General features: G+C 64.0%; 24 protein-coding genes. 12 read left to right on the top strand and 12 right to left on the bottom strand.

Annotated elements, in window-relative coordinates; all coding sequences use genetic code 11:
• Positions 1-14: 14 nt before the first annotated feature.
• Positions 15-1,838 carry an ABC transporter ATP-binding protein gene (locus BH93_RS03460; RefSeq protein WP_037175819.1) on the bottom strand — a complete coding sequence of 608 codons (1,824 nt, stop codon included), beginning with the start codon at positions 1,836-1,838 and terminating at the stop codon, positions 15-17.
• Positions 1,831-3,624, bottom strand: a complete 1,794-nt coding sequence (locus BH93_RS03455; RefSeq protein ID WP_037175818.1) for an ABC transporter ATP-binding protein — start codon at positions 3,622-3,624, stop codon at positions 1,831-1,833. The genes BH93_RS03460 and BH93_RS03455 overlap by 8 nt, the downstream gene beginning before the upstream one ends.
• Before the next feature lie 178 nt (positions 3,625-3,802).
• Between BH93_RS03455 and BH93_RS03450 the strand changes: the two genes are divergently transcribed.
• The 5 genes from BH93_RS03450 (at position 3,803) to BH93_RS03430 (ending at position 7,682) form a co-directional block, all read left to right on the top strand.
• Positions 3,803-4,951, top strand: a complete 1,149-nt coding sequence (locus BH93_RS03450; protein WP_037176883.1) for a DNA cytosine methyltransferase — start codon at positions 3,803-3,805, stop codon at positions 4,949-4,951.
• A complete protein-coding gene (locus BH93_RS03445) occupies positions 4,948-5,364 on the top strand; it encodes a very short patch repair endonuclease (protein ID WP_037175817.1) in 417 nt (138 codons plus the stop codon). Before BH93_RS03450 ends, BH93_RS03445 begins: the two co-directional genes overlap by 4 nt.
• 96 nt (positions 5,365-5,460) lie before the next feature.
• A complete protein-coding gene (locus BH93_RS03440) occupies positions 5,461-6,522 on the top strand; it encodes a hypothetical protein (protein WP_155291060.1) in 1,062 nt (353 codons plus the stop codon).
• A 9-nt stretch (positions 6,523-6,531) separates the two neighbouring features.
• Entirely contained in the window at positions 6,532-7,221 is a 690-nt protein-coding gene (locus BH93_RS03435) for a DUF998 domain-containing protein (RefSeq protein WP_037175813.1), read from the top strand.
• The gene (locus BH93_RS03430; RefSeq protein WP_037175811.1) at positions 7,197-7,682 is read left to right on the top strand and encodes a GAF domain-containing protein; all 486 of its coding nucleotides are present in this window, start codon (positions 7,197-7,199) and stop codon (positions 7,680-7,682) included. The genes BH93_RS03435 and BH93_RS03430 overlap by 25 nt, the downstream gene beginning before the upstream one ends.
• On the opposite strand, the gene dhaL is transcribed toward BH93_RS03430, so the two are convergent.
• Positions 7,666-9,321 (bottom strand): dihydroxyacetone kinase subunit DhaL, encoded by a 1,656-nt coding sequence (dhaL, locus tag BH93_RS03425; protein WP_037175810.1) that lies wholly within the window; start codon positions 9,319-9,321, stop codon positions 7,666-7,668. The two genes, BH93_RS03430 and dhaL, sit on opposite strands and share 17 nt — an antisense overlap.
• Before the next feature lie 65 nt (positions 9,322-9,386).
• Between dhaL and BH93_RS03420 the strand changes: the two genes are divergently transcribed.
• Both BH93_RS03420 and BH93_RS03415 read left to right on the top strand, forming a co-directional pair.
• Positions 9,387-9,938 (top strand): YceI family protein, encoded by a 552-nt coding sequence (locus tag BH93_RS03420; protein WP_032379918.1) that lies wholly within the window; start codon positions 9,387-9,389, stop codon positions 9,936-9,938.
• Between the two features lie 38 nt (positions 9,939-9,976).
• On the top strand, positions 9,977-10,708 hold the full coding sequence (locus BH93_RS03415; protein WP_037175806.1) for an SIMPL domain-containing protein: 732 nt from the start codon (positions 9,977-9,979) through the stop codon (positions 10,706-10,708).
• Here the strand turns inward: BH93_RS03415 and BH93_RS03410 are convergent.
• From BH93_RS03410 to BH93_RS03390, 5 genes are all read right to left on the bottom strand, one after another.
• Positions 10,705-11,814, bottom strand: a complete 1,110-nt coding sequence (locus tag BH93_RS03410) for a CaiB/BaiF CoA transferase family protein (protein WP_037175804.1) — start codon at positions 11,812-11,814, stop codon at positions 10,705-10,707. The two genes, BH93_RS03415 and BH93_RS03410, sit on opposite strands and share 4 nt — an antisense overlap.
• A gap of 31 nt (positions 11,815-11,845) precedes the next feature.
• The gene (locus tag BH93_RS03405) at positions 11,846-12,487 is read right to left on the bottom strand and encodes a TetR/AcrR family transcriptional regulator (protein WP_037175803.1); all 642 of its coding nucleotides are present in this window, start codon (positions 12,485-12,487) and stop codon (positions 11,846-11,848) included.
• A gap of 53 nt (positions 12,488-12,540) precedes the next feature.
• Positions 12,541-13,908 (bottom strand): lipase family protein, encoded by a 1,368-nt coding sequence (locus tag BH93_RS03400; RefSeq protein WP_037175801.1) that lies wholly within the window; start codon positions 13,906-13,908, stop codon positions 12,541-12,543.
• Positions 13,909-14,155: 247 nt separating this feature from the next.
• Positions 14,156-15,037 (bottom strand): dioxygenase family protein, encoded by an 882-nt coding sequence (locus BH93_RS03395; RefSeq protein ID WP_037175799.1) that lies wholly within the window; start codon positions 15,035-15,037, stop codon positions 14,156-14,158.
• 196 nt (positions 15,038-15,233) lie between these two features.
• Positions 15,234-15,644 carry a hypothetical protein gene (locus BH93_RS03390; protein ID WP_032388013.1) on the bottom strand — a complete coding sequence of 137 codons (411 nt, stop codon included), beginning with the start codon at positions 15,642-15,644 and terminating at the stop codon, positions 15,234-15,236.
• A 125-nt stretch (positions 15,645-15,769) separates the two neighbouring features.
• Here BH93_RS03390 and BH93_RS03385 point away from each other — a divergent pair, with 125 nt between their 5' ends.
• Complete coding sequence (locus BH93_RS03385) at positions 15,770-16,168, top strand: hypothetical protein (RefSeq protein WP_037175797.1); 399 nt, start codon at positions 15,770-15,772, stop codon at positions 16,166-16,168.
• Here the strand turns inward: BH93_RS03385 and BH93_RS03380 are convergent.
• On the bottom strand, positions 16,140-16,349 hold the full coding sequence (locus tag BH93_RS03380) for a hypothetical protein (protein ID WP_037175795.1): 210 nt from the start codon (positions 16,347-16,349) through the stop codon (positions 16,140-16,142). The genes BH93_RS03385 and BH93_RS03380 overlap by 29 nt on opposite strands.
• Positions 16,350-16,442: 93 nt before the next feature.
• Here BH93_RS03380 and BH93_RS03375 point away from each other — a divergent pair, with 93 nt between their 5' ends.
• From BH93_RS03375 to fahA, 4 genes are all read left to right on the top strand, one after another.
• Positions 16,443-16,970 (top strand): MarR family winged helix-turn-helix transcriptional regulator, encoded by a 528-nt coding sequence (locus tag BH93_RS03375; protein WP_037175793.1) that lies wholly within the window; start codon positions 16,443-16,445, stop codon positions 16,968-16,970.
• A gap of 71 nt (positions 16,971-17,041) precedes the next feature.
• A complete protein-coding gene (locus BH93_RS03370) occupies positions 17,042-18,235 on the top strand; it encodes a homogentisate 1,2-dioxygenase (protein ID WP_032385929.1) in 1,194 nt (397 codons plus the stop codon).
• Entirely contained in the window at positions 18,181-19,020 is an 840-nt protein-coding gene (locus tag BH93_RS03365; protein WP_347402322.1) for a hypothetical protein, read from the top strand. The genes BH93_RS03370 and BH93_RS03365 overlap by 55 nt, the downstream gene beginning before the upstream one ends.
• Before the next feature lie 19 nt (positions 19,021-19,039).
• On the top strand, positions 19,040-20,206 hold the full coding sequence (gene fahA / locus BH93_RS03360; RefSeq protein ID WP_037175789.1) for a fumarylacetoacetase: 1,167 nt from the start codon (positions 19,040-19,042) through the stop codon (positions 20,204-20,206).
• Positions 20,207-20,223: 17 nt separating this feature from the next.
• On the opposite strand, the gene BH93_RS03355 is transcribed toward fahA, so the two are convergent.
• From BH93_RS03355 to BH93_RS03345, 3 genes are all read right to left on the bottom strand, one after another.
• Positions 20,224-21,051, bottom strand: a complete 828-nt coding sequence (locus tag BH93_RS03355) for a transporter substrate-binding domain-containing protein (protein WP_080739228.1) — start codon at positions 21,049-21,051, stop codon at positions 20,224-20,226.
• Positions 21,052-21,317: 266 nt separating this feature from the next.
• Positions 21,318-21,977 carry an IclR family transcriptional regulator gene (locus BH93_RS03350; protein ID WP_037175787.1) on the bottom strand — a complete coding sequence of 220 codons (660 nt, stop codon included), beginning with the start codon at positions 21,975-21,977 and terminating at the stop codon, positions 21,318-21,320.
• A gap of 93 nt (positions 21,978-22,070) precedes the next feature.
• Entirely contained in the window at positions 22,071-22,610 is a 540-nt protein-coding gene (locus BH93_RS03345; protein WP_037176878.1) for a gamma carbonic anhydrase family protein, read from the bottom strand.
• Between the last annotated feature and the right edge of the window lie 8 nt (positions 22,611-22,618).

The following is a 22,618-nucleotide window of genomic DNA, read 5'->3' as shown; positions in this document are numbered from 1 at the left end:
AGGCGTTACGAAAATCAGACCAGCGAGTCTTCCCACGCCTCGTGCAGGTGCGCAAAGCGTCCCTCTCCCGCGATCAGATCCTCGGGAGTTCCGTCCTCGACGATGTCTCCGTCGGACATGACCAGTACGCGATCGGCGATCGCCACCGTCGACAGGCGGTGCGCGATGATCAGCGCCGTTCGCCCCTGCAGGATGGTCTCGAGCGCACGCTGCACCAGCCGCTCGCTCGGGATGTCCAAACTCGATGTTGCCTCGTCGAGCACGATCACCGACGGCGCAGCGAGGAACACCCGCGCGAAGGCCACCAATTGCCGTTGACCCGAGGACAATCGGCCACCGCGCTTGCGTACGTCGGTGTCGATGCCGTCGGGCAGCGACGCGATGAACTCGGTCAGTCCGACGGCGTCGGCCGCAGCCCGCACGTCCGCATCGGTCGCCGTCGGGCGTCCGAGACGGATGTTGTCCGCCACCGAACCGGAGAACAGGAACGACTCCTGCGTCACCATGACGACGTTGCGGCGTAGGTCCTCGTCGCTGATCTCCCGCATGTCGATGCCGTCGAGTCGCACGGCTCCGGCCGTCGGATCGTAGAAGCGCGCCAACAGCTTTGCCAGTGTCGACTTTCCGGCTCCGGTGGCCCCGACCATCGCGACCACCTGACCTGCGGGCACGTGCAACGAGAACTCGGGCAGCACAACGCGCTCGGAGCCGTACGAGAAGTGCACGTCGTCGAACGTGATGTCGCCCTTCACCGTTCCGATCTTCACCGGATTCTTCGGTGCGATCACCGACGGTTCCTCCTCGAGCACACCGGAGATCTTCTCCAGCGCAGCCGCGGCGGACTGGTAGGCGTTGAAGACCATCGCCAACTCGTCGAGCGGCCCGTAGAACCGTCGGAGATACAGCACGTAGGCGGCAAGCACACCGATGTCCATGTGACCGTTGATCACTCGCCAACTACCGAACACCAGGATGATCGCAAGCGTGACGTTGCCGATCCAGCGCACGATGCCGGTGTAGCTCGCCATGCCGCGCAACGCCGCGGTGGTGGCGTCGCGATACTCCGAATCCTCGGTGCTGAGAATGGCGTCGTTGCGGCCCTCGCGTCGGAACACCTGTACTGCGCGAATGCCGCCCATCGACTCCACGAAGTGGACCACGACACGCGCGATCGCCACCCGTGTTCGACGGTATCCCTGGCGTTGGCGACGCTGCGACCACCGCGTGACGAGCACCAGGGGAACGAAGCCGGCCAGCACGATCAGCGCCATCGGTACATCGAGATACACCAGGATGATCGCGATCGACACCATCGACAGGATGGCCGTCAGTGCATCGTTGAGCGCACTTTCGAGCAAGGTCTGCAGAGACTCGACGTCGCTGGTCAGTCGCGAGATCAGCCGCCCCGAGGTGTATTTCTCGTGGAACGACAGGCTCAGCTTCTGCGCATGATCGAACACCCGGCCGCGCAGGTCGTACAGGATGTTCTGGCTCAGCCGCCCCGAGACGGTGAGAAACGCATAGGTGGTGAACATTCCGAGCAGCCCGAAGCCGGTGTAGCCGCCGACGGCCCACAGCAGCGGGCCCCAATCACCCTGTCCCGCAGCACCGACGCCGTTGTCCAGCGCATAGGCGATGAACAGTGGGCCCGCCACGTAGGTGATGTTGTCGACCAGGATGATCAGGAACGACAGCAGGGCCTGCTTCTTGTACGGGCGCACCAGAGATGCGAGCAAACGACGAGAACGTCCGGCCAGCACCAGGTTTCCGGTGGCGTCGACCTCGGATTCCTCCCCGCCGACACCCCGCCAATCCTCGGTGGAGCTCTGATCACTCATGGACCGACCCCATCACCTCGCGGTACCGCGGCGACGACGCCAACAGTCCCTCGTGCGTTCCCTGCTCCACAATTCTTCCGTTCTCGAGATAGAGCACGCGGTCGGCCAACGCAGCGGTCGACGGCCGGTGTGCCACCAGCACTGTCGTCGAATGCGCCAATACGCGCCGCAACTCCTTCTGTACTTTCGCTTCGGTGTCCACGTCGAGCGCGGACAGCGGGTCGTCGAGCACCAGCACCCGTGGCTTGCCCAGCACCGCGCGCGCCAACGCGAGCCGCTGCCGCTGTCCGCCGGACAGGCTCATGCCCTGCTCGCCGATGCGAGTGGCCAAACCCCACGGCAGCCGCTCGACGAAATCCGTTGCGTGCGCGATCTCCAACGCCTCGGCGATCTCGGCATCGGACGCACCGGGAGAACCGAGCGCGATGTTCTCGCGAGCACTGGCCGAGAACAGCACCGGATCCTCGAAGGCCACCGACACGATGGAACGCAGGTCCGACAATCGCATCGACGTCACGTCGATACCGTCGATCGTGATGGACCCCTCGGTGACGTCGAACAGCCGAGGAACGAGGTTGGTCAGTGCAGTCTTGCCGCTGCCGGTGTTACCGACGAGCGCAACGGTCTCCCCCGGCTCGATGACAAAACTGACATCCTCGAGCAGCGGCGAGGACGCGTCGGGAAAGGTGAATCCGACACGGTCGAATTGCACTCGGCCGCGGATTCTTTCGGGCAGTTCGATGGGATCGTCCGGATCGGTGACGGTTTCGGGAGTGTCCATGATCTCCCAGTACCGATCCGCTGCCGTACGTGCATTGTTCAGCTCGGCCAGCAGGTAACCGAACGACTCGATCGGCCACAACAGGAACGTGACGATGGCGATGGCGGCGACGAGGGTGCCGACCGTCATCGTGCCCTGCACGATCGAGTACGTCCCCACGGCCAGAATCGCTCCGATGGTGATCGGTTGCAGCCCCACGATGACGGCCCAGATGATCGCGAGGTAGCGCACCTTCTTCAGCTCGGTCCCGCGCAGAGTGCGAGCCTGGCGAAGAAACTGCTTGCCCAGGTGCGCACTTCGACCGAAGGCCTTCAGAACACGAATGCCTTGAATGGATTCCTCGACCGTCGTCGTGACATCGCCCGCCTGATCCTGGGCGTCACGCGCTACGACGCGGTACAGCGTCTCGAACTTGGTGCAGGCGATCACCAGCGGCACCGACGTCGCCAGCATGATCAGCCCCAATTGCCAGGACTGGACCAGCAATACGCCGATACCCACAACGAGCGTGACGGCGTTGATGATGATGAACGGGCCGATGAACGCCATGAACCGGCGTAGCGAACCGAGATCGGCGATGGCGCGCGAGAGCAGCTGCCCCGATTCCCAACTTTCGTGCGCTGCGACCGAGAGCCGCTGCAATTTGTCGAATACTGTTGCACGAGCTGTGATTTCAAATTGACTCGACGGCCTGGACACCAGGTAACGCCGCACCCAGATTCCGGCCGCGTCGATGGTGCCGAGCAACAGGACGAATGCCGCAGGCCACCAGACAGCTGAGAAATCGCGATCGGTGATGGGGCCGTCGATGACGCGTTGCATCACCAGCGGAATCACCAGACCGGTCAAAGTCGCGATGAGTGAGACCACGATCGAGCCGATGTAGAACCACTTGTACGGGGCCAGGAACGGCGCAAAACGCTGCAGTGAGCTGGGCGCCTTCGCCGTGTCCAGGTATGGCTGATCGAGGGTTCGGGTTTCGGGATCGAGCACACCCGTAGACACAGTTCTTCTCCTTATTGCTGTGCTCGAATGATTTCATTGCACAGGCTCAGTTTCCAACCGATTTTTCGGCCCTCGCATTCCAGTGTGAAACCTCGAGCTAGGTCGAGGTCAAGGCCGACCACTCTCGAGTACCGTAGGACCGTCGGGCGAGAGAAGGGCACACGTGAGCGCACGGTCGATGGTCGGGTTGTTCGCGGGAATCGGCGGGCTCGAGCTGGGGTTGGCCGAGGCGGGCTGGTCGACGCAGTTGCTGTGCGAGGTCGATCCCGGAGCCCAAGCCGTCCTCACCGCCCGTATGCCCGACGTCCCCCTGCACAGCGATGTCACCACACTCCGGAGCCTGCCTGCCGACACCGAACTGGTAGCAGCGGGCTTCCCGTGCCAAGACCTCTCCCAGGCTGGACGCACCGCGGGCATCACCGGTGCCCGATCCGGCCTGGTCGACGAGGTGTTCCGGCTGGTCACGCGGCGGCGCGGCCCGCGCTGGCTGCTCATCGAGAACGTGCCGTTCATGCTGCAACTCGGCCGCGGGGCCGCCATGCGGCACATCACCGACGCGCTCGAGGACCTCGGTTACATGTGGGCCTACCGCGTCGTCGACGCCCGAGCGTTCGGATTGCCGCAGCGTCGGCAGCGGGTGGTGATGCTGGCCTCGCGCACCGACGATCCGCGCGAGGTGCTGTTCTCCCAGGATGCCGGCCCGTTGCCCGACGGCGATCCGAGCACCCAGCCGTGCGGGTTCTACTGGACCGAGGGAATCCGCGGACTGGGCTGGGCCGTCAACGCGGTCCCGACGCTCAAGGGCGGGTCCTCGCTCGGCATTGCCAGTCCCCCGGCGGTGCGGTTGCCGTCCGGGGAAATCGTCACGCCCGGCATCATCGGGGCCGAGCGTCTGCAGGGATTCGATCCGGACTGGACGCTGCCTGCCGTCCAGCAGCCCGGCGTCCGCAGCGGACATCGCTGGAAGCTCGTCGGCAATGCCGTCAGTGTGCGGATGGCGTCATGGGCCGCGCGCGCTCTCGACGACCCGAAGCCCTATGACGCCTCGAACGATGCGACTGTTCTGCCTGGCCAGGCCTGGCCGACAGCAGCCTGGGGACGTGACCGGACGACGTTCAAGGTGACGATCTCGGCCATGCCGGTGCACGAGCCCTACGAGGACCTGGCCGGCTTTCTGGACGACTCCAAGCTGCTCTCCGCTCGCGCGACCGCCGGATTTCTCAAACGGGCCCGGGCCGGTAGCCTCCGTTTCGCTCCGGGATTCCTCGACGATCTCGACGCCCACCTCGAGCGCATGGGCGGGTACGCCGAGCGGGTCCCAGTGTGAGCGCTTCCCGGCCGATAACCGATGCGAAAACCAGCGCGAGACTGAGCAAGCAGAAACGCCGCGACACCAAACCCGAGGTGGCCCTGCGACGAGCACTGCACCGCCGAGGTCTCCGGTATTTCGTCGATCGTGCTCCGCTGAAGGGCATGCGGCGTCGAGCAGATCTGGTCTTTCCCCGACGCAAGGTCGCGGTCTACGTCGACGGCTGCTTCTGGCACAGCTGCCCGGTGCACGCGACCAAGCCCCGCAACAACGCTCAGTGGTGGGCCGACAAATTGGCCGCCAACGTCGCCCGCGATCGCGACACCGACGAGAAGCTTCTCGCGGAGGGCTGGCGCGTGGTGCGCATCTGGGAACACGAAGACCCCGCTATCGCCGCCGACCGCGTTGAGAACGAACTCCAAGCTGAATAATCTGGGTCATTCCGCGGGCTCCACTCCCGCCTGAAACCATTTCGAGCCCGCGCGCGTCCAACCCCATGATCGGTCGATTCGAGTTCGGGGGAAACGGTGCGTAGAAATTGGTTGCTCGCGGCGGTGGCGCTGGCGATGTCGGTATCGACGAGCGGATGCGCGGTGGTGTTGCTCGGCAGCGCGTTCCCCGCAGGCAGTTCGTCGCCCACCGGCAGTTCTTTACCGCAGAACAGGTACGGATTCGAGATGTCGGAGGCAGACCAATATCTGGCCGACACGGCAGAATTCGTACGCAGTCTCGATCCCTGTGGCTTTCTCACGGAAGACGATCTCGCTGCCCTCGGCACCGTGGTCCAGCTCCGCCCCGAGGGCGAATTGAGCACGTGCTCGGCCAGCCTGAGCCCCGCAAGATCGAGCGCCACCGACTCCGTCTCGATCGATCTGAACGGATATCAACCGACGTCCGACGACACGGACTACGAGCAGATCACGATCGGTGACGAACAGGTGTATCTGGACAACTCGTCGCAGGGGTCGTGCCGTATCGGCTTTCCGCTTCGCGACGAGTTCGACGGCACCACCCCGGGGCCCATGGACGGTTTCCTCACTGAATCCGGCCGCGGCTTCGCCACGGTCGACGTCTATCGCGCCGACTCGGACGCGTGCTCTGCAGCAAAATCCATTACCGAGACCGCACTGGGTCTGTTGGAGGATCCACCGCTGCGCGCCGATTCCAAGTACAACCTGCCGCTTGCCTCGAAAGATTTATGCGGCGTCTTGGAACACTTGCCCGCAACCTGGACGGTGGACCGCTGGAACCCTCCCTCCGATCCGTACCGTTGCCACTTCACGGCGTCCTCGGCAACGTTCGAGGACAACGTGGCGATGCTCGACGTCACTCTCGACTACGTCGACGGTGACATGCGCTCGAATGACCGCACGACCGTCGAGCAGGGCGGCTACACCGTCGAAACACGCGGCTCGGATTCGGCGTGCTTCGCGGACATCGTGTTGGGCAACCCCGTGCTCGGTATGCCGGAGAAAGACGACACTGCCGCCCTTTTTGCCCGCACGGTTCCCACTCTGACCGTCCTGACCGACCAGTGCGAGTCCGCGGTCGCACTGGCGGTGGCAGCTGCCGATGTACTGACTGGCTAGCCTTGATCGGTGCGTTCGAGAACTGAAGGCGTTGATATCCGCCGCGTCGTAGTGGCGATCTGCTTGATCCTCGCCGGACTGCTGTACTCCGCGTGGGTGGCCGAATTCTTAATCGACACCGGTCTCGACCCCACCACCTCGTTTCTCAGCGAACTCGACGCCCGCGATCAGCCGTACCGCGAATTCTTCTCCACCGCAGACGTCGTCACCGGTTCACTGATGGTCGTCGCAGCAGTACTCGGCTTTCTCGCCACCCAGCGTCGACGGCTCGTCGTCACCGGCTGGGTGGCGTCGGGCATCTTCGGTATCGCCACCATCGCCGACGCGAAACTTCCACTCGAGTGTGTGGCCGCCGACGATCCGACCTGTCCGATCGAGCCCAGCGGATTGTTCCCGCAACTCCATCACCTGCACGCACTCACCAGCACCATCGCGGTGTTCGCGATCTTCACGGTCATGATCGCGTTCACGCTCGCTGCATTCCGCTATGAGCCCTATCCCCTCCTTCGGACGCTCGGTGTCGCGGTGCTGGCTGTCACGACCCTGGCAACGGCATGGCTGATGATCGCCGACAATCTTCCCGGCGATCACGGCCTCGGTGTTGCCCAGCGGGTTCAGGTGGGCGGCATGTCGGCGTATCTGGTGGTGTTGGGGTGTGCGCTTAGACTCGGTGCATGTCCTTCACCGCGACCGAACTGAACGGGTCCAAGGTAGAGCAGTATCAGCAGCTCGCCGAGCAGGCCAAGGGCCTCGTATACGAAGAGTCGAACCTGATCGCCAATGCCGCCAATCTCTCCGCGTTGGTCTATCACGCTCTGCCGGAGGTCAATTGGGTCGGCTTCTACCTCTTCGACGGCACCGAACTCGTCGTCGGTCCCTTTCAAGGTCAGCCCGCCTGCGTGCGCATCGCGCTGAGCAAAGGCGTCTGCGGCTCTGCCGCCACCACCCGCGAGACGCAGCGAGTTGCCGATGTCCACGCCTTCCCGGGCCACATCGCGTGCGATGCCAACACTCGCTCCGAGGTCGTCGTACCGCTGTACCAGGGCGACACTCTGATCGGTGTGTTCGACTTGGACAGCCCCGTGCCGAATCGCTTCGACGCCGACGATCAGGCCGGCCTCGAAGCGATCGCGGAGGTCTTTCTCAGTTCGATCCGTTAGAAGCTGCCGCCTCGAAGAACCAGGCCATGACGAGCGCACCGGGGTCGACGACGCCTCGCGCGGCTTCGCCGACGTAGCTGGCGCGACCGCGGTTGGCGGTCATGTCCTCGGTCGATTCGGCTCCGGCCTTTGCGGCGTCTGCTGCATTCTGCAGGGTGCCGCCGTCCTTCTCGAGCGCCTCGACGGCCGGGGCGATGGCGTCGACCATCGTCTTGTCGCCCACCCGTGCGCCGCCGAGTTCGGTGATGCTGTCCAGCCCGGCACGGGCGGCCTGCCCGATAGCCGCGGGATCCGGCTCGGATTCGAGCATCGTCCGGTAGAACTGGCGGAACCAGATGCCGAACAGTGCGCCGGACGTACCGCCCGCATGGCCCAGGTAGGCCTCGCTCACTGCCTCGAATACCGTTGCTGCCGAATAGGTTTCCTTCACTGCGCCCAGATCGAGTTGTTCGAGCGCGGCCACCATGTTGGTTCCGAAGTCGCCGTCGCCCGCCTTGCGATCCAACTCGGTCAGAGCCGGCTCCTCGTCGAGCACACGCTGCGCCCACGACCCGATCCACTCGGAAACGAAGGTCGACTTCCCACCGGTGTCGGACGGTGAGAACGTCGGCCCGAATGCTCCGCGTTCGGCCACCGGCTTCGCGCCCCGGCTCTGAGCGTTGGGCCAACCGGGTGCGTCGGTCGGCTCGTCCCACAGTTCGAGCATCTCGTCGTCGGCGCGCACGAGTGTGATCGACGCGCCGCCCATGTTGAGTGCAGTGACGAAACTTCCGACGAGTGAGCGGGAAATCTCGATACCCTTGCCCTGCAGGTACTCCGAGAGCTCGCCGAACAGCAGATGTAGCTCGAGCGGATGCGTTGCACCGAGCCCGTTGACGATCGCAATCACCGATTCGCCCGAATTCAATCCGAGCGAGCCCACGATGGGCTCGGTCAGCTTCTCCACGATCTCCCGAGCGGGCAGCCGGGGCACGCGGTCGGTGCCGCGTTCTCCGTGGATACCGATGCCGAGTTCGATTTCCTCCTTGGGTAATTCGAACGACGGACCGTCGGCGCCCGGTAGCGTCGGCGGGTTCAGCGCGACAGCCATACTGCGCGCGTTCACCGCTGTTCGACGCCCCAGTGCAACGACCGCCTGCAGACTGTCGCCGCGTTCTGCCGCTGCACCGCATACCTTTTCGACGACGATGGTCGCCGCGGTGCCGCGACGCCCCGGGCCGTCCTCGCTCTCACTGGCCACGTCGTCGTCGACGAGAATCACGTCGGCGACGATGCCGTCCTCCTGCAACAATTCTCGGGCGATCTTGAAGTTCATCACGTCGCCGGTGTAGTTCTTCACGATGTGCACCACGCCGCCGCCGGAGTCCACCGCCTTGGATGCCTCGTGCACCTGAAGGGCGTTCGGTGAGGTGAAGACCAGACCGGGGCAGGCTCCGGTGAGCATGCCGCGACCGATGAAACCGGCATGCATCGGCTCGTGGCCCGATCCCCCACCGGACAGGAGGGCAACCTGACCGTCGGAGATGCGATAGCGGCGGGTGAGAAATCCGGGATCGGCATGCCAGGTGACGTCGTCGGTGGCGGCGACGAAGCCGCGGAGGGCGTCGGCAACGAATGTTCGAGGGGAATTGGAGAACATGGCTCCACCCTAACCACCTGCGCCGCGTCCCTTCCTCGGTTCTGCGGGACCGATACAGTCGGGGCATGACTACCGCGACCTGGACGCTCGACGCATCGGACGGTGGACAGTTGGCCGTTCGGACGGATGTCACCGGACGGGCAGCCAAGATGGGCCATCGCCTCACGATTGCGGTGACCTCCTGGACCGCGACGGTCGAGTGGTCGGGGGACGCGCCCACCGCGGTCTCCCTCGTTGCCGAGGTGAGTTCACTCGAGGTGGTCCATGGCGAGGGTGGACTGACACCCTTGATCGGACCGGAGAAGATAGTGGCGAAGGCAAACGCGCTCAAGAGTTTCGAGGCCGACCGACATCCATCGATCCGATTCGTTTCGGAGGAGATCACCGCCGTCGACTCCGGATTTCGACTGGCCGGCACGGCCGAGATTCACGGCGTGTCCAGGGAGATCACCGTGGATGTGACCGCCACCGACCTCGGTGATCGATGGCACATCGAGTCCGAAACTATTGTGCGCCAATCGGATTACAAGATCACTCCGTATTCGCAGATGTTCGGAGCCATGAAGGTGGTGGACGAGGTGACCGTGACGTTCGACGCCGAGTATCGCAAGGCCTGAGCCTTCCCAATTCGCCTGTCATGATGGACACTACGGCGATGAGTCGAAATCGATGGATGATCGGATCGTGCGCATCGGCCCTGTTGCTGACCGTGGCCTTGACCGCGGGGTGCAGCAGCCCAGCGACGTCGTCCCCCGATGGACCTCCCGGAGTGAACGTCAACGGCGTGGGAGAAGTCCAGGGCGCACCGGATACGTTGACGACGCAGATCGGTGTTCAGGCCACAGCCGAGGACGTCACCGCCGCCATCGAACAGGCCAATTCTGCCGTCAGTGAGGTCACGGACGCAGTGATTGCAGCCGGCGTCGCCCGCGAGGACATCCAGACTCAACAGGTGTCGATCGATCCGCAGTACTCGGGCGCACTACCGGGCGGCACCTCGGCTATCTCCGGATACCAAGCCACCAACACCTTGCAGGTCACGGTTCGCGACCTGTCGAAGGCCTCCGCGGTGTTGGGCGACGCCACAACGGCCGGCGGAAACGCGACCCGCATCTCGGGAGTCTCCTTCAAGATCGACGACGATTCCGAACTGATCTCCGATGCCCGGTCCAGGGCGTTCGCCGACGCCCGCGATCGCGCCGAGCAGTACGCATCGCTCGCAGGCGGGGAACTCGGTGACGTTCTGTCGATCACCGAGTCGATCAGCGGCCAGGAGCAGGCGCGGACCTTCGGCGAGTCCGCCAGTTCGGCAGACATGGCGGTGCCTATCGAACCGGGACAGCAGACCGTGTCCGTGTCCGTGTCGGTGAAGTGGGCGTTGAACTAGGACCGGGCGGGCGGTGGAAAGCGGTAGTTCACCGGAGTGGCCGAGAAGTCCAGAGGATTACGGACGCCGTCGGCCACTGAACCCGGAACCTGCACTCGCGGTTCGAGACCGAGCGAGTCCGCGAAAGCAAACGCCTCTTCGATGGAATTGACCGGACCCGCGGGGACGTTGCGGGCCATCAGATCTCGGTACCATTCGTCCGCGGTCCGTGCCCGCAGCGCCGAGGTCAACGCGTCGACCAGGTGATCGCGATGTTCGACGCGAGCAGAATTGGACGAGAAGCGATCGTCCTCGGCCAACGCAGGCAATCCGAGCACCTCGACCAGGGCCGCGAATTGCCGGTCGTTTCCCACGGCCAGTGCCAATGGACGGTCGGCAGTCTCGAACACCTCGTACGGCACGAGCGAGGGATGCTTGTTTCCCATCGGGACGGGCACAACGCCTGCCCCGAGGTACGCCGCCGACTGGTTGCTCAACGCGGACAGCACCGACGCCATCAGCGAGGTGTGTACCTGCTGGCCCGCACCGGTCTGTGATCGATGATGCAGTGCCGCAAGGACTCCGCTCAGTGCATGTAGACCGGTGACGATATCGACCATCGCCACTCCCACCTTGGTCGGTGTCGAGGCGTCGGGTCCGGTGACGCTCATCAGCCCGCCGACGGCTTGGACCACCAGATCGTATCCGGGGAGCGCAGCTCCTCCCCCGGTGCCGAAGCCAGAGATCGAGCAGTAGATCAGGCCCCGGTTCGATTGCGACACAGTCGAATAGCCCAGACCGAGGCGTTCCATCGTTCCGGCGCGGAAGTTCTCGATCACGATGTCCGCGCCCGAGACGATCTCACGTGCCTGGGCGACCCCGCTCTCGGACTGCAGGTCGATGAACCGCGATGTCTTGTTGCGATTGACCGAGTTGAAATATGTTGCCGTACCGGAAGAGTCGTATGGCGGGCCCCACGATCGGGTGTCGTCACCGATTCCGGGTCGCTCGATCTTGATCACGTCGGCGCCCATGTCGCCGAGCATCATCGTCGCGTACGGGCCGGCGAGCACACGGGAGAAGTCCGCGACCACGAGGCCTGCGAGTGGACCGGTGGCAGGTGTCATCGGTCCACTGTATTGCGCGACACGCCGCAGTTCAGTTCAGGTCCGGAACGAACGCTCCCAGAACGGCAACCATCGTCTCCACGATGTGCTCGATAGGTGGGCGAGGGGGATCGGTGCGCGACCAGTCGGAGACGATCTCGGTGAGCGCACCGAGGAATGCCGTTGCGGCCAAACGGTATCCACCTGGCGGAACGAAATCAGAACCGACTTCCGAGCGCAGGGTGTTCTCGAAGAACTGTACCCACTGTGCACGACGGCGCGTCCGGTGCTGCTCGACGGCATCGCTGACACCCAGCATCTCCAGATAGGAAATTCGTGCTCGGCGTGGGTCCCCTCCGATCGATCCGACCAAGGCCGTCATCGCAGCAACAACCAGCGCGCGTCGATCTCGGTCGAGTTGCCCGTCGAGTGCGGCGACGACTGCAGCCAGGGCGTCGTCTTGGATCAGGTCGTACACATCCACGAGCAGCGCCTCACGGTTGGCGAACTCACTGTAGAACTGACTGCGCGCCAGACCGGCTGCAGCGCAGATATGCGCAACCGAGGTGGCTGCGTATCCGCGTACCCCGATGACCTCGATCCCGGCGTGCAAGAACCGCGCGCGGCGATCGGCTTTTCGCGCGGCGGACGATCGTCCCGCGTAGATGCGGCCCTGATCGTCGGCGACAGTCACCGGCGGAGTCTACCGCCGGCGACACCTCGCCTGCCGTACGCCGATCGGTTCCCTCACGCCCCGATCGGCTTACCGAACAGTCCGGCGACTATCTCGCCTACAGCGTCGACGAAGAGCGGGTGTGCACGTGTGTCGAGCGCCATCGAGCCGACGTCGTTCGTTCGGCAACCCGCTTCCACCGGAACACCGGCGAACCGGTCGCGCATCCACAGCACCGCGCTCGGAAAAGCGATCAACTCCAGCGTGATGTGCTCGCTGAAATGATCACGGGTGTACGTGACATCGGCACCCGGACGGCTGCAGTACGAATCGACCATCGCGTTGACCGGTCCGATCGGCACCAGCCAGTCCGGGTTGGAATGGTAGACGTAGAGCGGCATATTCGGTGTGGTGCCGCCGAGCTGCATCGCAGACAGGGCCTTCTTCACCACCGGTTGTTGAATCGGGTCGCCGTCGGTGTGCAGGAAGCCCTTCAGGTTGACGAACGGCAGCAGTGCCGAGCTGTAACCGACACAGAGATTGTCCTTCGCCGCGAACAACGCCCGGCCGAGCGGATCGATATGTTCGTCGACGAAATCGGCCAACTCGGGATCTTCACGACTGGCACCGATGATCCCGGCAGCGACGATTCCCGAACCGAGTGTGTTGTTCGCGTTGTCCACCAGCGCCCCGAGTTCAGCGGGAGTTCCACCCTCGGTGACTCCGACGATGTCGAGCTCGGGGGCGTAGCGTTCGGCCAGTTCGGCTGCATGCCCGGTCGCTATCGCGCCACCGGAGTAGCCGCTCATCCCCACCTTGGTGGCCTCCCCGGCCAACTGCATCGGCTCGAAGTTCTCGGCCGCTCGGATTCCGTCGAGTGTGATCCGACCGGCGACCGGCCCTGCGGCGAACGAGTTGTTCGGACCTTGGTGATCAGGTACCGATACTGCCCATCCCTGCGCCAACGCTGCCTGCACTTCGAGGAATTGAGCACCCGAGGTCACCGCGCCCGTCACCGGCCAGGGAATCGCACCCGCTCGCATCGCATACGAAGGCGCGCAGTAGGCAGCGAGAGAATCCTCGGCCAACTGGATGGAGATCAATGGCCGCGATGCCGCGGGGACGCCACGGGGCTTGATGACGGTGGTCACCGCAGCGATCGGCTCGTCGCGACCGTTGTTGGACCGGAACGACAACTGCCACGCGTCGACCTGCGTGGGGATGACGTTGAGAGTGGCCAGCTCGACCGGCCGCGCAGCGATGATCTGGCCCGGCGCGGTCGCGGCCACCACGTCGGCGGGCGGAAGGTAGAAGTCGGTGTCGAACTCCGGAATCTTCGGCCACGTGAACGGTGCCAGAGGCGGCTGAATGTCCACCTCGCTCGCATCGGGTGCAGCAGCAGCGGGCGTCGTCATGGCGGCGAAAGCCGCAGCGGCGGTCATCACGCTGATCGCTGTACGCAGCGTCCAAGAGCGGGCAGAAGACACGGGTGTACTCCTTCGCGCCGGAGGACGGGATCCACAGGAGGCGCGCCCGGCGACGGTTCGTACAGCGCATCCGTCCATCTTGGACACCGATGTCCGAGATGGTGCTCAGAACTGTAGAGCGAAGTGGCGTGGATAACAATCCCCGAATCGAAAGAGATTCAGAAGTGAACCGATCCCAAGTGCACTGGGCTGCGCCCGTTCGTCACGCGACCGCGAACGACCGCTTCGCCAAACCGAACTGGAAGCCGGTGATCGCCGTGTTCACCGGGGCTTCCGGATTCTCGGCGGCACCGAGCGTGACGAACAGCGGCGTGAAGTGTTCGACGGTCGGGTGGGCATACGGCATTCCCGGTGCGGCACTGCGGAAGTCCGCCAGCGTTGCGACGTCACCGCGCGCCAACGCGTCGGCCGCCCAGAGATCGAAGTCCTCGGACCACGTCGGGACGGTATTGGTCACGAAGTTCTCACGGGACAGGAACGGCAACCCATGCGTCATGAATCCGGATCCGATGACCAAGACGCCCTCGGCGCGAAGCTCTTTCAGCGCAGCGCCTATCGCCATCAGCCGATCGGGAGCATGCGTCGGCAGGCTCAACTGCAGAACGGGGACATCGGCGTACGGGTACATCACCTTCAGCGGAACCCAGGCACCGTGATCGAGGCCGCGAGAGGTGTGTCGGTGCAGATTTTCCGACGCCGGTATGGCCGCAGCAACGCGAGCGGCCAAGACCTCGGCGTCGGGCGTCCGGTATTCCATCGAAAAGTACCGCTGAGCAAAACCACCGAAGTCGTAGACCAGTGGGGTCGCGGCCGCCGAGGCAGACAGGCTCAGCGGAGCCTCTTCCCAGTGCGCGCTGACGATGAGGATCGCCTTCGGCTTGGGCATCGACTGCGACCAGGTGAACAGCTGGTCCATCCAGAGTGCATCGTCGAAAACCGGGGGCGCGCCATGGCTGATGTACAGGGCAGGCATCGGGCCGTCGTTCGGGGTCCACATCTGCTGCGACCGGCTCGTGGGTGCTACGTCGGCGAGAAACGCATCGAATGCGGCACCCGCGACGGGCGGGTTCATCACAGAAGTCATGGCGGGTCCTTCGAGTGTTCAAGTTGAACCTTCAACCTACCACTGGAGTCCAATCACGACAACATCGGACCAGCCGGTCTGGACCGAACCACACTGTGGGTGATCTCAGCGCCCACTATCAGTGCTGAAATACCTTTTCCCGTTTGTGAGAGCGAATTGTGGACGCTCACGTCAGTGCTCCACGCCGAGGACACGGCTACTCCACGACGACGCGGCCACCACCGGGAAGGTTGGGCGTGTCCGTCGTGATCGTGAGATCGACACGGCCCGCACCGGTAGCGAGAGTGATCGGCTCGGTCGATATCCCACCCGCCGAACCGGATCGGCCGTTGTCGATGTTCGTCCACACCACGGTCACCGGAACCGGCAGCAGGCCGACCGCTGACGAGCCCATGTCACCCGCACCAGAAATCTTGCTCACTGTCGTCACCGTGACCTCCCCTGCCTCGATCACCGTCGCCGTTGCCTCGACCGGCCCCGACCCGAAACTGACGCCGTGTTGCAAGAAGACGAATGCCTGTACCGGCCTGAGCTCCGTGGTGGTTGCGGCCGACGCGATGCCCGCCGACCCCAGCGTCAGGGCTCCCGCCACCAGTGGCACCGCCACGAGGCGAAAGACTCTATTTCTCGAAAACACGATGCTCCCCATTTCGTCGAATTCGTCCGCTGTTCGAGAACATCCTGCAACGGACCAAGCGGTATGTAGCCCCCTCGGGTCCTAGGCTCGGCTGTATGCCGGATGTCTATCGCGCCCCGATGCCGAATGGCGTCGAGCGTGCCCTCACCTACGGACTCTGCGGTATGTCGGCGAACGACGAACGCTCGCTACGACGGGTCGAGCGTTTCGAGCAGGTCGCGGACGGATCTTTCGTCTGGACGCGAACCGAGCACGGCGAGTACTTTCTCGGCCGAATTTTCGGCCCACTGCGGGAAGATCACAGCGTCGACGCGGTGGCGTCGAACATGATCTTCGTCCGTGACTGCGAGTGGATCGGCGAGCCTGTTCCCGAGCACGAGGTACCCGCCGCGACGCTGCGCACATTCGCGCGCGGCGGGCGAAATTTTCAGCAGACACACGACCCGCAGGTCGGTGCAGAGTCGGCTAGCGTGTGGCGAGCGCGAGGTCGCTGACCTGGGGATCGACCTGTACGAGAGAGTAACCCTGGATCTCGAACTTGTTCTCCCCTCCGGGCGGTCCGAGCACGGCGCGGACGATCAGGGTCGCGGCAGCAGCGACGAGTGCGATCACGATGACCACTGCTGCCACGATCAGCAGGGTGCGGGGGCCACCGAACAGGTTCTTCGAGCTCATGGGTCCATCATGGCCCCTCCTCGGTGGGACACGAATCTCGCTGCGTGAGTAGTAAAGATGTTGATCAGATGAGTTCGTGGCTACAGTGAATCCGTGACCGACGCACCCAAGCCCGATTTCTGGTCGTTCATCGACACCGCCAACACCACACTGGCCCGGGAGTACGGGTTCGAGCATCAGCTGGCCACCGAGGTTCTGCTGACACTGAACCGAGCGTCGAACATTGTCACGTACGACCTCGAGTCGACGGTTCATCGCCCGCGAGGCTGGTCATGGTCGTCGTTTCGGCTGATGTTCGTCACGTGGCTCGCCGGCCCGATCGAGCCGCGACGAGCAGCCGAATTGACCGGCATGAGCCGCGCCGCCGTGTCGAACCTGTCCAAGACACTCATCTCCGGCGGCCTGCTCGCCAGCACGCCCGACGAGAAGGACGGACGTTCGGTGCGCCTCGCCCTGACCGCGCTGGGGCACGACGAGATGGTCGCGGCGTTCGCCGAACAGAACGAACGGGAGAACGCATGGGCCAGCGCGCTCACCGAACCCGAACAGCGAATCCTGGTGATGCTGTTGACCAAACTGATCACCAACCGCAGCCAGTTCGACGTACGGGGGCGCAACTGAAGGTTGCGTAGATCACGTGAAAGTAGTTAATGTCTTTACTACAAGCGGTGACAGAACTCAGGAGAGAGCACGTGGCCTACTACCGGCAGCTCGGATCGGTTCCGCCGAAGCGGCACACCCAGCACCGAACTCCCGACGGCAACCTCTATTACGAGGAGCTGATGGGCGAAGAGGGCTTCTCCTCGGACTCGTCTCTGCTGTACCACCGCCACATACCGTCGGCCATCGTCGATGCCACGGTGTGGGACCTGCCCGATCAATCGACGACGCCCAACCATCCGCTCGTGCCGCGGCACCTGAAGTTGCACGAGCTGTTTCCCGAATCCACGGTGGCGGACACCGACGTGGTCACCGGACGACGCCTCGTTCTGGGCAACGCCGACGTCAGACTGTCCTACGTCGTCGCATCGAAAACTTCACCGCTGTATCGCAATTCGATCGGTGACGAGATGGTCTACGTCGAATCCGGTTCTGCCACCGTCGAAACGGTGTTCGGTACTCTCCAGGCGCAGCAGGGTGACTACGTGCTCATTCCGCGTGCGACGACGCACCGTTGGATTCCCGACGGCCCCCTGCGCGCCTACGCCATCGAGGCCAACAGTCACATCGCTCCACCGAAGCGGTTCCTGTCGAAGTACGGCCAGTTGCTCGAGAACGCTCCCTACTGCGAACGCGATCTGCACGGCCCCACCGAGCCTCTACTCGCCGACGGCGAAGACATCGAAGTACTTGTCAAGCACCGTGGTTCGACGGGCATCGTCGGAACCCGCTACGTCTACCCGCAACACCCGTTCGACGTAGTGGGGTGGGACGGCTGCCTGTATCCGTACACGTTCAACATCTCCGACTACGAACCGATCACCGGCCGTGTGCATCAACCGCCGCCTGCGCATCAGGCATTCGAGGGGGCCAACTTCGTGATCTGTAATTTCGTTCCGCGCAAGGTCGACTACCACCCGCTCGCAATCCCGGTGCCGTACTACCACTCCAACGTCGACTCCGACGAGATCATGTTCTACGTCGGCGGCGACTACGAGGCCCGCAAGGGTTCCGGAATCGGCCAGGGATCGATCTCGGTGCATCCGGGCGGTCATGCTCACGGTCCGCAACCCGGTGCCTACGAACGCAGTATCGGCGCCGAGTTCTTCGACGAACTGGCCGTCATGGTCGATACCTTCCGCCCCCTCGAACTCGGCGAAGGAGCGCTCGCGTGCGAGGACACCGGGTACGCGTGGACGTGGGCAGGCCGGGGGCCGAACCGATGATCCCGAAGTTCTTCCACCGCCTGTGCGACGACGCCGCTGTCTTTCCTCCCGGCAATACACCACTCGATGTTGCTGCAGCACAACATCTCGAGTACCGGGCGAGTTCTTTCGCAGACCTCGTCGGACCGTTGGTCGTTCCGATGGACCGGGTGAACGAGCTCGTCCTGGGCGCTCGGATGGAGGTCGCGTTGACCGCACCTGCAGGCCCGGGCAGCGTAGAAGCGGGCCTGCGGGTCGCCGACCGCACCGCCGGGGTCACGGTCGTTGCCGTCGAAGTGGCCGTACCCGAGGGCACGAACATCGACGCCTTGCGCAACATCACTCAGGACATCGACATCTACGTCGAAATCCCCCGAGACTCCCGACGAGACGACATCTTCGACGCAGTCGACGAGTTCGGGTATCGAGCCAAATTCAGGACCGGCGGCGTCACGGCCGTCGAGTACCCGGACGAGCGGGAGCTTGCCGCGTCCATCTACGAGGCGGCACAACGCGAGGTCCACTTCAAAGCCACCGCGGGTCTGCACCATGCCGCCCGTAACACCGATCCCCACAACGGTTTCGAGCAACACGGTTTCCTCAACGTGATCCTCGCCGCGCAGGCCGCACACAGCGGCGCACGCGTCGGTGAGCTCGAGAAGATCCTGGCGATCCGGGACGCCGACGTCCTCGCCGGTCTCGTCGCCGGGATCGAGGGTCAACGCGCCTTCGCATCTTTCGGCACCTGCAGCATCCGCGAACCCCTGGACGACCTGGTCCGCCTCGGACTCGTCCCACCTCAGTGAACCAAGGAGCGCGCCGTTCATGACGCACATCGACATCCCCGCCGACTCCGAGTTCGGAATCGACAACCTGCCTTACGGCATTTTCAGTACTCCTGGTTCGGACGCTCGAGTCGGAGTCCGGTACGGCGACAATGTGATCGATCTTTCTGCCGCTCTGAACGATTCGGTTTTCGCCTCCCCCAGCCTCAATGCTTTCATGGCGCGCGGCCGCAGTCGGTGGGTCGAGGTCCGCGAGTCCGTCACCGCCATGATCGTCAGTGGCACGACCCCCGCGGAAGCGATCGTCTCGGTTTCCGACGTCACGATGCACCTGCCGTTCGAAGTTGCGGACTACGTGGACTTCTACGCGTCCGAGCACCACGCGTCCAATCTCGGTCGACTCTTCCGGCCCGATGCCGAACCGCTGCTACCGAATTGGAAGCACCTGCCCGTGGCGTATCACGGCCGGGCAGGGACAGTGGTCGTCTCCGGGACCGACATCACCCGGCCTCGAGGGCAACGCAAGGCACCCGACGAGCCGTCGCCCACGTTCGGTCCGAGTCGGCGACTCGATATCGAAGCAGAGATGGGCTTCATCGTCGGCGTCCCCGCGGATGGTCCCATCTCTCCGGATCAATTCTCCGAGCACGTGTTCGGTGCCGTCATCGTCAACGACTGGTCGGCTCGCGACATCCAGGCCTGGGAGTACGTGCCGCTGGGACCGAATCTCGGCAAGAGTTTCGCGACGTCCATCTCTCCGTGGGTGGTTCCCCTGCTCGCGCTCGAGCACGCGCGAACCTCGACGCCGGTTCAGGATCCCGAGCCGCTCGAGTACCTGCGCGAAACCCGCTCCTGGGCTCTCGATATCGATCTGACCGTGTCCTGGAACGGCCATGTCGTCTCTCACCCGCCCTACAGTGCGATGTACTGGTCGCCGGCCCAGATGCTTGCCCACGAAACCGTCAACGGCGCGAGCAGCCGAACCGGTGACCTGTTCGCGTCGGGCACCATCTCGGGACCCGAGAAGAATCAGCGCGGGGCATTCATCGAATTGACCTGGGGTGGTAAGGAACCGGTGTCACTCGGATCGGAGACCCGCACCTTCCTCGAGGATGGCGACGACGTCGTCATTGCCGCGAGTGCTCCGGGGCCCAATGGATCTCGCATCGGCTTCGGTGACGTCCGTGGCCGGATAGCACCCGCCTGAGGGCCGCTGTCGCGCGGTCAGCCCCACCATGGCTTCTTGGCCGCATCGAACGTGCCATCACGCTCCGCGATCGAGAGCCAACTGTCGACGTACTGCTGCATCACACCGTCTCCGCGTGGAAGCATGTATGCCTTCTGCGTGTGCGTGAAGGGGTTGTCGGGATGAACAGCGCACAGTTCGGGGTGCTCGTTCTGTACCCACAGGGTTTCCGACGCGTCCGTGGTCATGACATCGGCGCGGCCGGCGATGATTTCATCGAAGATGGCGTTGTTGTCCGCGAACCGAATGATCTCACCGTTCGGGTAATTCGCTTCGGCGAACTTCTCGTTGGTCGCACCGGGCGGGGTGATCGACCGGACTCCTGCCCGGTTGATCTCGTCGATCGTGTCGTACTTGTCGACGTTGGTGCACAACGTGATCGGCGTCTTTCCATCCTCGACGGTGGCCGACGAAAAATAGGCTATCGCAGCACGATCCGTCGATACGGTAATGCCTCCCACCGCGATATCGCACTGGTCGAGAAAGTCCTGACTGAGGTTCGGCCACGTGGTGTGCACGTAGTCGACCTTCACATCCATCCGGGAGGCAAGGTCCTCGACCATCGTGATGTCGATTCCCTCGTATTCCTGGGTGGCGGGGTCGAGGTACGAATACGGCCGATAATCACCGGTCGTACACACTTTCAGCGTTCCGCTCTCGAGTACAGAATCCAGCCTCGACGTGGTTGCGGGTGGCTCCGTGGCCTCGGCAGCGTCGCTGGACCCGCTGCAGGCACCGAGCACGCCCACGCAGAGCGCCATCCCGGCGGCGGTCAGAGTGGACGAGAGTGTGGCGGTTCTCTTCATACCCAATGTCTCCTCGGCACAGTACTTCTCGTGCGTCTTGTGGCGTACGCACTCGGCTTCGTGTCGGCGCAATTTAACAACCGATCGTTCGGTCTACAATGCACACCTTAACCAACAGAAGCCCAACGGGTGCAGGAATATGAAACTCGGTGGCGACGCTGCCGCGGACGTTTGTGCGGCATCGGGTCGCAAAGACACCGAGGCCCAACAGGTCTCGTAGATGCGACGGCAACATCGGTCAACGAATTGTTCTCACCCGAAGGCCGCTACCACTCGGATCGAACGACCAGGGACTGCTCGATTTCGAGTGCAGCATCACGCACGGCCTCACCCCACATCTTGCCGGCAGACGTCGGCACCCTCTCTATCGGACCCGCCACGCAGACGGCGGCAACGATGCGCTCGTCCCGGCGGACCGGTGCACTCACCGAGGTCAGTCCTGGGGTTCGCTCGGACACCGATTCCCACCAGCCGAGTGCGCGACTGTCGGCGTCGGCGTCGAGATCGCCTGCCAACACGTGGCCCGCCGACCCCGCTCCGAGGGGAAGTAACGCACCCACGGGCAACGACGCCCGGAGTTCGTGTTGTGAATCCTCCGATACCAGGCACAGCCGATGCGATCCCCGCAGTACCCATAACTGCGCGGATTCTCCGGTCTCCTGCCGCAGGCGCCTGAGAATCGGTACGGCGAGCCCGCCGAGAGTGGAGGTACCGAAGCGATCGCCGGGGTGAAGAAGGCCGTCGTTGTCCCGGCGGAGCATCGAGTACCGCACCATCTCGCCGACCAGCCGATAGACCGTCGATGCAGACAGGCCAAGCATTTTGGCGAGGTCGCCGGTGGTCCGTGGACATGCCTCGACCGCATTGAGAATCGCCGCGGCCCGAGCCAAAACCCCGGTAGTGGTGTCGGCGCTACCGTCCGTCACTGCTGTCGACCTCCGTTTTCGATTCCCACTCAGCATCGGCAACATGGCCGACACTGCCTACGCAGCATAGGCGTTCGGCGGTCTACGACGCCGTCAGCAGGGCCGAGCGCCACGGTGGACGCCGGCCAGATCGCGGTAGGTGAGCGCGTTGACTGTGCAGTGCTCGACCTCCTCGTCGGTCAATTCCCGCCGAACCTTGGCGGGGACACCCGCCACCAATGATCTGGGTGGAATACGAGCGCCTTCGGTCACCAGCGCGCCCGCTGCAACGAGGCAGTTCTCTCCCACCACTGCGCCGTTCATGATGACGGCAGCCATGCCGACCAAGGTTCCGTCCCCGACGGTGCAACCATGCAAGACGGCATTGTGTCCCACACTCACGTTCGCACCGATCGTGAGCGGAAAGCCCGGATCCACATGTGCGACAACACCGTCCTGAATATTGGACCCACCGCCGATCGTGATCTCCTCCGAGTCGGCACGCAGAACGGCCTGGTACCAGACACTGCTGTCCGGGCCCAGATTCACTCGTCCGACGAGCGTTGCAGTGGGGGCGACCCACGCGGACGCGTCGACCGTCGGTGATCCGCACTCGAGCGCGAGCAGCATCGACCCTGAGCTTGTATCGGCCATGAGTTCCT

Origin of the sequence: Rhodococcoides fascians A25f, assembly GCF_000760935.2 — a bacterium.
In the GTDB taxonomy this organism is placed as follows: Bacteria; Actinomycetota; Actinomycetes; order Mycobacteriales; family Mycobacteriaceae; genus Rhodococcoides.
This window is presented reverse-complemented; position numbering and strand designations above follow the sequence as displayed.

What these genes read in the sequence shown, in the direction of transcription:
- BH93_RS03400 (WP_037175801.1), bottom strand. Translation starts at nt 13,908, where the DNA reads ATGACCGCCGCTGCGGCTTTCGCCGCCATGACGACGCCCGCTGCTGCT.
- BH93_RS03380 (WP_037175795.1), bottom strand. Translation starts at nt 16,349, where the DNA reads ATGAGCTCGAAGAACCTGTTCGGTGGCCCCCGCACCCTGCTGATCGTG.
- BH93_RS03460 (WP_037175819.1), bottom strand. Translation starts at nt 1,838, where the DNA reads ATGAGTGATCAGAGCTCCACCGAGGATTGGCGGGGTGTCGGCGGGGAG.
- BH93_RS03410 (WP_037175804.1), bottom strand. Translation starts at nt 11,814, where the DNA reads ATGACACCTGCCACCGGTCCACTCGCAGGCCTCGTGGTCGCGGACTTC.
- BH93_RS03415 (WP_037175806.1), top strand. Translation starts at nt 9,977, where the DNA reads ATGAGTCGAAATCGATGGATGATCGGATCGTGCGCATCGGCCCTGTTG.
- BH93_RS03395 (WP_037175799.1), bottom strand. Translation starts at nt 15,037, where the DNA reads ATGACTTCTGTGATGAACCCGCCCGTCGCGGGTGCCGCATTCGATGCG.
- BH93_RS03450 (WP_037176883.1), top strand. Translation starts at nt 3,803, where the DNA reads ATGGTCGGGTTGTTCGCGGGAATCGGCGGGCTCGAGCTGGGGTTGGCC.
- BH93_RS03345 (WP_037176878.1), bottom strand. Translation starts at nt 22,610, where the DNA reads ATGGCCGATACAAGCTCAGGGTCGATGCTGCTCGCGCTCGAGTGCGGA.
- BH93_RS03355 (WP_080739228.1), bottom strand. Translation starts at nt 21,051, where the DNA reads ATGAAGAGAACCGCCACACTCTCGTCCACTCTGACCGCCGCCGGGATG.
- BH93_RS03385 (WP_037175797.1), top strand. Translation starts at nt 15,770, where the DNA reads ATGCCGGATGTCTATCGCGCCCCGATGCCGAATGGCGTCGAGCGTGCC.
- fahA (WP_037175789.1), top strand. Translation starts at nt 19,040, where the DNA reads ATGACGCACATCGACATCCCCGCCGACTCCGAGTTCGGAATCGACAAC.
- dhaL (WP_037175810.1), bottom strand. Translation starts at nt 9,321, where the DNA reads ATGTTCTCCAATTCCCCTCGAACATTCGTTGCCGACGCCCTCCGCGGC.
- BH93_RS03420 (WP_032379918.1), top strand. Translation starts at nt 9,387, where the DNA reads ATGACTACCGCGACCTGGACGCTCGACGCATCGGACGGTGGACAGTTG.
- BH93_RS03430 (WP_037175811.1), top strand. Translation starts at nt 7,197, where the DNA reads ATGTCCTTCACCGCGACCGAACTGAACGGGTCCAAGGTAGAGCAGTAT.